This is a genomic window from Streptomyces sp. NPDC059010, from assembly GCF_042740355.1.
Classification (GTDB): domain Bacteria; phylum Actinomycetota; class Actinomycetes; order Streptomycetales; family Streptomycetaceae; genus Streptomyces.
This window is the reverse complement of sequence record NZ_JBHYJA010000056.1, coordinates 56,165-63,894: the sequence shown is the minus strand read 5'-3', so window position 1 is coordinate 63,894 and position 7,730 is coordinate 56,165. Positions and strand designations below refer to the sequence as shown.

Annotated in this window: 8 protein-coding genes; 2 read left to right on the top strand and 6 right to left on the bottom strand. The window is 69.3% G+C overall.

Going from position 1 to position 7,730, the window contains the following annotated elements; genetic code table 11:
* Window positions 1-59 precede the first annotated feature (59 nt).
* From ACFWYS_RS40460 to thyX, 3 genes are all read right to left on the bottom strand, one after another.
* Window positions 60-1,745 carry a ribonuclease J gene (locus tag ACFWYS_RS40460; protein WP_384780738.1) on the bottom strand — a complete coding sequence of 562 codons (1,686 nt, stop codon included), beginning with the start codon at window positions 1,743-1,745 and terminating at the stop codon, window positions 60-62.
* A gap of 157 nt (window positions 1,746-1,902) precedes the next feature.
* A complete protein-coding gene (dapA, locus tag ACFWYS_RS40455; protein WP_384780735.1) occupies window positions 1,903-2,802 on the bottom strand; it encodes a 4-hydroxy-tetrahydrodipicolinate synthase in 900 nt (299 codons plus the stop codon).
* A gap of 213 nt (window positions 2,803-3,015) precedes the next feature.
* Window positions 3,016-3,756 (bottom strand): FAD-dependent thymidylate synthase, encoded by a 741-nt coding sequence (gene thyX, locus ACFWYS_RS40450; RefSeq protein ID WP_384780732.1) that lies wholly within the window; start codon window positions 3,754-3,756, stop codon window positions 3,016-3,018.
* A gap of 210 nt (window positions 3,757-3,966) precedes the next feature.
* Here thyX and ACFWYS_RS40445 point away from each other — a divergent pair, with 210 nt between their 5' ends.
* Both ACFWYS_RS40445 and ACFWYS_RS40440 read left to right on the top strand, forming a co-directional pair.
* On the top strand, window positions 3,967-4,203 hold the full coding sequence (locus ACFWYS_RS40445) for a hypothetical protein (RefSeq protein ID WP_384780729.1): 237 nt from the start codon (window positions 3,967-3,969) through the stop codon (window positions 4,201-4,203).
* Window positions 4,204-4,338: 135 nt separating this feature from the next.
* Window positions 4,339-4,893 (top strand): hypothetical protein, encoded by a 555-nt coding sequence (locus ACFWYS_RS40440; RefSeq protein ID WP_384780726.1) that lies wholly within the window; start codon window positions 4,339-4,341, stop codon window positions 4,891-4,893.
* A gap of 162 nt (window positions 4,894-5,055) precedes the next feature.
* Here the strand turns inward: ACFWYS_RS40440 and ACFWYS_RS40435 are convergent, their stop codons facing one another.
* The 3 genes from ACFWYS_RS40435 to ACFWYS_RS40425 are packed head-to-tail and all read right to left on the bottom strand — an operon-like array spanning window position 5,056 to window position 7,698.
* The gene (locus ACFWYS_RS40435) at window positions 5,056-5,508 is read right to left on the bottom strand and encodes a hypothetical protein (protein ID WP_384780723.1); all 453 of its coding nucleotides are present in this window, start codon (window positions 5,506-5,508) and stop codon (window positions 5,056-5,058) included.
* Between the two features lie 14 nt (window positions 5,509-5,522).
* Window positions 5,523-6,275 (bottom strand): 4-hydroxy-tetrahydrodipicolinate reductase, encoded by a 753-nt coding sequence (gene dapB, locus ACFWYS_RS40430; RefSeq protein ID WP_384780720.1) that lies wholly within the window; start codon window positions 6,273-6,275, stop codon window positions 5,523-5,525.
* Window positions 6,276-6,318: 43 nt separating this feature from the next.
* Window positions 6,319-7,698 carry a M16 family metallopeptidase gene (locus ACFWYS_RS40425; protein ID WP_384780741.1) on the bottom strand — a complete coding sequence of 460 codons (1,380 nt, stop codon included), beginning with the start codon at window positions 7,696-7,698 and terminating at the stop codon, window positions 6,319-6,321.
* Window positions 7,699-7,730 lie beyond the last annotated feature (32 nt).

Here is a 7,730-nt window from a genome sequence, read left to right as displayed (position 1 = left end):
CCCCCACACCCCCCCCCCGCCCCGCTCCTGGTTCACGCAGTCGAACGTCCGACGGACCGTCAGACCTCCACCACCACAGGCAGGATCATCGGCCTGCGCCGGTACGTGTCGGAGACCCACTTGCCCAGGGTCCGCCGCACCAGCTGCTGGAGCTGGTGGGGCTCGACCACGCCGTCCTGGGCCGACCGCTCCAGGGTCTCCGTGATCTTCGGGATGACCTCCCCGAAGGCGGAGTCCTCGATGCCGGAGCCGCGGGCCTGGATGTGCGGGCCGCCCGTGATCTTGCCGGTGGAGGCGTCCATCACCACGAAGACCGAGATGATGCCCTCGTCGCCAAGGATCTTGCGGTCCTTCAGAGCCGGCTCGCCCACGTCGCCGACCGAGAGGCCGTCGACGTACACGTAACCGGCCTGGACCTTGCCGGAGATCTTCGCCTTGCCCTCGATGAGGTCGACGGCGACGCCGTCCTCGGCGATGACGATGCGGTCGTGCGGGACGCCGGTCAGGGCGCCGAGTTCGGCGTTGGCGCGCAGATGGCGCCATTCGCCGTGCACCGGCATCAGGTTCTTCGGGCGGCAGATGTTGTAGAAGTACAGCAGCTCGCCCGCGGAGGCGTGGCCCGAGACGTGGACCTTGGCGTTGCCCTTGTGGACGACGTTCGCGCCCCAGCGGGTCAGGCCGTTGATGACGCGGTAGACCGCGTTCTCGTTGCCCGGGATGAGCGACGACGCGAGGATCACCGTGTCGCCCTGGACGATGCGGATCTGGTGGTCGCGGTTGGCCATGCGGGACAGGGCCGCCATCGGCTCGCCCTGGGAGCCCGTGCAGACCAGGACCACCTCGTGGTCCGGGAGGTCGTCCAGGGTCTTGACGTCCACCACCAGGCCCGGCGGGACCTTCAGGTAGCCGAGGTCGCGGGCGATGCCCATGTTGCGGACCATCGAGCGGCCGACGAAGGCGACCCGGCGGCCGTACTCGTGGGCCGCGTCCAGGATCTGCTGGATGCGGTGGATGTGGCTGGCGAAGCTCGCCACGATGATCCGCTTGCGGGCGTTGGCGAAGACCTGGCGCAGGACGTTGGAGATGTCCCGCTCGGGCGGGACGAAGCCCGGGACTTCCGCGTTCGTCGAGTCCGAGAGGAGGAGGTCGATTCCCTCCTCGCTCAGCCGTGCGAACGCGTGCAGGTCGGTCAGGCGGTTGTCCAGCGGGAGCTGGTCCATCTTGAAGTCGCCCGTGTGGACCACCATGCCCGCGGGGGTGCGGATGGCCACGGCGAGGGCGTCGGGGATGGAGTGGTTGACCGCCACGAACTCGCAGTCGAAGGGGCCGATGCGTTCGCGGTTCCCCTCCGCCACCTCAAGGGTGTACGGGCGGATGCGGTGCTCCTGGAGCTTGGCCTCGATGAGGGCGAGGGTCAGCTTGGAGCCGATCAGCGGGATGTCCGGCTTCTCGCGAAGGAGGAAGGGGACGCCACCGATGTGGTCCTCGTGGCCATGGGTGAGGACGATGCCCTCGATGTCGTCGAGGCGGTCCCTGATGGACGAGAAGTCCGGCAGGATCAGGTCGATTCCGGGCTGCTCCTCCTCGGGGAAGAGCACTCCGCAGTCGACGATCAGCAGGCGGCCGCCGTATTCGAAGACCGTCATGTTTCGGCCGATTTCGCCGAGGCCGCCGAGCGGGGTGACCCGTAGGCCGCCCTCGGGGAGCGGCGGGGGCGAGCCGAGTTCAGGATGCGGATGACTCAAAAGACTCTCCTCACCACGCGCGCCACGTACCGGTCGGGCACGTGGCGCGCGTGACGTTCGTGCAGAAGCAGTTGTCGTTGTGTGTAGTGCGCAGGCACCGGTGGCCCGCTTATTCAGTTGTGGAGTCTGCTGCGCGGCCGGCGCGCGAAGTCTGGTGTTAGAGCTGTACCCCGCCTGCCGCAAGATCGATCTTGAGCTGCTCGATCTCCTCGGGCGAACACTCGGCCATGGGTGCGCGCAGGGGGCCTGCGGGCAGGCCCTGGAGGGCGAGCGCGGCCTTGGTCGTCATGACGCCCTGGGTGCGGAACATGCCGGTGTAGACCGGGAGCAGCTTCTGGTGGATCTCCGTGGCCTTCTGGACGTCGCCGGAGACGTACGCCTCGACGAGTGCCCGCAGGTCGGGGGTGACCAGGTGGCCGACGACCGAGACGAAGCCGACCGCGCCCACGGAGAGCAGCGGCAGGTTCAGCATGTCGTCGCCGGAGTACCAGGCCAGGCCGGAACGCGCGATGGCCCAGCTGGCTCGGCCGAGGTCACCCTTCGCGTCCTTGTTGGCGACGATGCGCGGGTGCTCGGCGAGGCGGACGATCGTCTCGGTGCTGATCGGGACGCCGCTGCGGCCGGGGATGTCGTAGAGCATCACCGGCAGCTCGGTGACGTCGGCGATGGCCTTGAAGTGCCGGTACAGGCCCTCCTGCGGGGGCTTGTTGTAGTACGGCGTGACGACCAGCAGTCCGCGTGCGCCGACCTTCTGGGCCGCGCGGGCGAGCTCCAGGCTGTGGCGGGTGTCGTTGGTGCCGACTCCGGCCACCACGTGGGCCCTGTCGCCGACGGCCTCCACGACCGCTCGTACGAGATCCGCTTTCTCCGCGTCGCTGGTGGTGGGGGACTCGCCGGTGGTGCCGTTGATGATCAGGCCGTCGTTGCCTGCGTCCACCAGGTGCGTGGCGAGTCGCTGCGCGCCGTCGAGGTCGAGTGCGCCGTCCGCCGTGAAGGGCGTGATCATGGCGGTGAGGACCCTCCCGAAGGGGGTCTGCGGAGTGGAGGTCGGAGCCATGGGTTACACGCTACTCGTTGCGCACGGCCGGGTCTGCCCTCGGGGGGTGCGGGAAAGTCAGGACAAATAAGGAGCCCGGCACTGCCTGCTCGGGGGTTCAAGCAGTGCCGGGTCCGTTTGATCAGGCTAGATGAACTTCTCTAAATGCCGCAATACGGACACTTCATGAGGCTGACCCACACCGCTGCCGCGGGTCGATGAGCACGGATCGCGCTACGGCGCCACCCGGCCGTTCGCATTGAAGGCTGCGTACGTCAGCGGCATGAGCTTGGCCCACTCCGCCTCCATCTTCTCCCCGACCATCTCGATCTCCCGCTGCGGGAAGGACGGGACCTTCGCCAGCTCGTGCTGGGTGCGCAGGCCGAGGAAGTGCATCAGGGAGCGTGCGTTGCAAGTGGCGTACATGGAGGAGAACAGGCCTACCGGGAGGACCGCGCGGGCGACCTCGCGGGCGACGCCGGCGGCGAGCATCTCCTGGTAGGCCTCGTACGCCTGCCGGTACGAGTCCTCCATGACGCGGCCGACCAGCTCCTGCTGGCCCTGGGTGCCCTCGACGAAGACGTACTTGCCCGGGCGGCCCTCCTGGACCAGCTTGCGGGCGGCGTCGGGGACGTAGAAGACGGACTGGAGCTCCCGGTAGCGGCCGCTCTCCTCGTTGTACGACCAGCCCACGCGGTGCCGCATGAACTCGCGGAAGACGAAGATCGGGGCGCTGATGAAGAAGGTCATCGAGTTGTGCTCGAAGGGGCTGCCGTGCCGGTCCCGCATCAGGTAGTTGATCAGGCCCTTGGAGCGCTCCGGGTCCTTCTGCAGCTCCTCCAGGGACTGCTCGCCGGCGGTGGAGACGCGGGCGGCCCACAGCACGTCGGAGTCGGCCGCGCTGTGCTTGACCAGCTCGACGGTGACATCGCTGCGGAAGCTGGGCTTGAGGTCGTCGGCGGGGGTGTCGGTCACGGCTCGGAGGGTCCTTCCATCACTTCTGTGGGCGGCGCCCACTCTACGGGTCGGCACTGACAACGGGGCGTTCGGTGCCGGGTTGCGACATACACCGGCGAACTTCGGCGAATTTCTGTGAATTCGGCGAAACCGGGCACCTTTTGGGGCGTTCGCTCGTCTGTCTCGGTGACGGTCACCCATACGATCCCGAGAGGAGAAGACCCCCCGATGTTCCGTCGGCGCGAGTCCGTACCCTTCGCCTTCATCGCCGAAGCCGACCAGTTCCGCAGCGATGTCACTCCCCCGCCCCGTGAGCGGGCGTCCGCCGGTCAGATAGCCGGGCGCTGGCTGCTGGGGCTCACCATCGTCGCCGGCCTGGTGGGCTCGCTGGTGCTCGGCATGCCGGCGCTGGCCACCGATACCTCCACGCCGGCCCAGCAGTCACAGGCCTCACAGGGGCACTGACCCCTCCCCGGACTCCTCCCCACTGCCCGAATGGCGTGGGAGGTACCCCCATGGCCCCCCGAGGGTGGTGAGCGGGGACGCGGGTCGATAGCCTCACCGGGCACAGCCCAAGCATGGATTGAGTGAGGACCAGTCGTGCCCCTGCCCTTCCTGACGGCCGACCGTACCTTCGAAGCGGCCGACGATGTCCCGCTGCCCTTCGAGGACCGTGACCGCTGGCGGCGGCCCTACCGTCCCGGTCCGTGGCGGGTGGGCGTGGCGGCGCTGTGGCTGCTGCTCGCCTCGTACGTGCTGTTCGCGGCGGTCATCATCGCCCTCACCGGCACGGTGACCGGGGCGGCCGTCGTCTTCGGCCTCGCGCTGGCCGTCATCGCCGGTGCCCTGCGGCTGTTGCGCATGGGCGTCTGGGTGAGCCCGCGCGGGCTGCGCCAGGTGGGCTTCCTCATGACGCGTACGGCGCCCTGGGATCAGGTCGCCGCCGTGCGGACGGTGCAGCAGCCGGTGCGCTGGCTGGGGTTGCCGCGCACGGTGCAGGGGCAGGCGCTGATGCTCGTACGGCGGGGTCGTTCGGCGGATGACATGCCGATGCTGATGACCACGCACAACGCGGACTTCCTCGGGCGGGTCGAGGCGTTCGACCGGGCCGCCGACGCGGTCGAGGCGTGGGCCGCGGAGAACAACCGCCCCTGATCGTGACGGTATGTCGAAGGGGCCGGTCCGCGGTGAGAGCGGGCCGGCCCCTTCGACATACCTAGGGCCGACGTACGGCCGATTCGTCGTCGTAGACCCCAGAGACCTCGGACCTCATGGGCCCGAAGGCTCGTCAGCCCGACGGCCCGGCGTGAGGTTCGTTCAGGCCTCGATCATCTTGCCGTCGTGCAGGGCGATCGCCCGTTGCATGGCCTTGCGGGCGCGTGGGGTGTCGCGGGCGTCGTGGTAGGCGATGGCGAGGCGGAACCAGCTGCGCCAGTCGTCGGGGGCTTCCTCCGTCTCGGCCTTGCGCTTGGCGAAGACCTCGTCGGCCGAGTCACGGTCGATACGGCCGCCGGGCGTGCGCTTCAGCTCGTCGACGGGCAGGCCGCCCTCGGCGTCGAGTTGAGCGGCGAGGGCGTTCGCCCTGCGGACGAACTGGGTGTTCTTCCACAGGAACCACAGGCCGATGACCGGCAGGATCAGCACCGCAACACCGAAGGTGACGGTGAGGACCGTGCCGGACTGGATGAGCATCACGCCACGGCTGCCGACCAGGACGAAGTAGACGACCAGGACGGCGGCCGTTATGGCGTAGGTGATCTTCGCGCGCATCGGTGAGCCCCGTGTCAGCCCAGGTCCAGGAAGTGTTCCAGGCCGAAGGTCAGGCCCGGAGTGGTCACCACGCGGCGCGCGCCGAGCAGGATGCCCGGCATGAAGCTGCTGTGGTGGAGGGAGTCGTGGCGGATGGTGAGGGTCTCGCCCTCGCCGCCGAGCAGGACCTCCTGGTGGGCCAGCAGACCGCGCAGCCGGACGGAGTGGACGGGGATGCCGTCGACGTCCGCGCCGCGCGCGCCCTCCAGGGCCGTCTCCGTGGCGTCCGGTGCCGGGGCCGTGCCCGCCTCGGCGCGGGCCGAGGCGATGAGCTGGGCCGTGCGCGTGGCCGTACCGCTCGGGGCGTCGACCTTCTTCGGGTGATGCAGTTCGACGACCTCGACCGACTCGAAGTAGGGCGCGGCGATCTGCGCGAACTTCATGTTCAGGACGGCCCCGATGGAGAAGTTCGGCGCGATGAGCACGCCCGTCTCCGGGGAGGCGGCCAGCCAGCCGTTCAGCTGCGCGAGGCGCTCGTCGGTCCAGCCCGTGGTGCCGACGACCGCGTGGATGCCGCGGTTCACGCAGTAGTCGAGGTTGGCCATCACCGAGTCCGGCGTGGTCAGTTCGACGGCCACCTGGGCGCCCGTCTCCGCGAGGGTCTCCAGCTTGTCGCCCCGGCCGAGGGCGGCGACCAGTTCCATGTCCTCGGCGGCCTCGACCGCCCGTACCGCCTCGGAGCCGATCCGGCCCTTGGCGCCGAGGACCGCCACGCGCAGCTTGCTCATCTGTGTTGCTTCCTTACGTCGGATGTTCCGAGGGCGGACCAGGTCAGGCCACGGCGTCGTTCAGCCGGGACGCCTGCTTGTCCTTCAGCGGGCCGATGACCGACAGCGAGGGCCGCCGGCCCAGGATGTCGCGGGCGACCGAGCGGACGTCGTCCGGGGTCACGGCCGCTATCCGGGCCAGCATGTCGTCGACGGACATCTGCTCGCCCCAGCACAGCTCACTCTTGCCGATGCGGTTCATGAGCGCACCGGTGTCCTCAAGACCGAGGACCGTGGAGCCGCGGAGCTGGCCGATGGCGCGGTCGATCTCGTCGTCGGACAGGCCGTGTTGGGCGACGTGGTCGAGTTCGTCGCGGCAGATCTTCAGCACGTCGTGGACCTGCGAAGGCCTGCAGCCCGCGTACACGCCGAACAGGCCGCAGTCGGCGAAGCCCGAGGTGTACGAGTACACGCTGTAGGCCAGGCCGCGCTTCTCGCGGACCTCCTGGAACAGGCGGGACGACATGCCGCCGCCCAGCGCGGTGTTCAGCACACCCAGTGCCCAGCGGCGCTCGTCCGTGCGGGACAGGCCGGGCATGCCGAGGACGACATGGGCCTGCTCGGTCTTGCGGCCGATCAGCTCGACGCGGCCCGCGGTGCGCAGGGCACGTCGGCCGACCCGGGCGGCGATGGGCTCGGCGTCGCCGTTCCTGAAGGCGCCCGCCTTCTCGAAGGCGGCACGGACCTGTCGTACGACCTTGTTGTGGTCGATGTTGCCGGCGGCCGCCACGACCAGGTGTGTCGGGTCGTAGTGCTTCTTGTAGAAGCGGCGGATGCGGTCGGCGGTGAGGGCGTTGACGGTGTCGACCGTGCCGAGGACCGGGCGGCCGAGGGGGTTGTCGCCGAACATGGTGTGCGCGAACAGGTCGTGCACACAGTCGCCCGGGTCGTCCTCCGTCATGGCGATCTCTTCGAGGATGGCGCCCCGCTCGACGTTGACGTCCTCTTCGAGGATCAGGGAGCCCGTCAGCATGTCGCAGACGACGTCTATGGCGAGCGGCAGGTCGGTGTCGAGCACGCGCGCGTAGTAGCACGTGTACTCCTTCGCCGTGAAGGCGTTCATCTCGCCGCCCACCGCGTCGATGGCGGCGGAGATGTCCAGGGCGCTGCGCCGGGTCGTGCCCTTGAAGAGCAGGTGCTCCAGGTAGTGCGTGGCGCCGTTCAGGGACGGCGTCTCGTCACGGGAGCCGACGTGCGCCCAGATTCCGAAGGTCGCCGAGCGGACCGAGGGCAGGGTCTCGGTGACGATGCGCAGGCCACCGGGGAGGGTGGTCTTGCGTACCGTGCCGATGCCGTTGGTGCCCTTGATCAGGGTTTGGGTACGGGCGAGGGGGCCCCCCCCGCGGGCGCTGGGGGGCCGCGCCCGGTGGCCTATAGCCCTCACAAGTAGGGCGCGGGCGAGGTTGTAACCCCGAC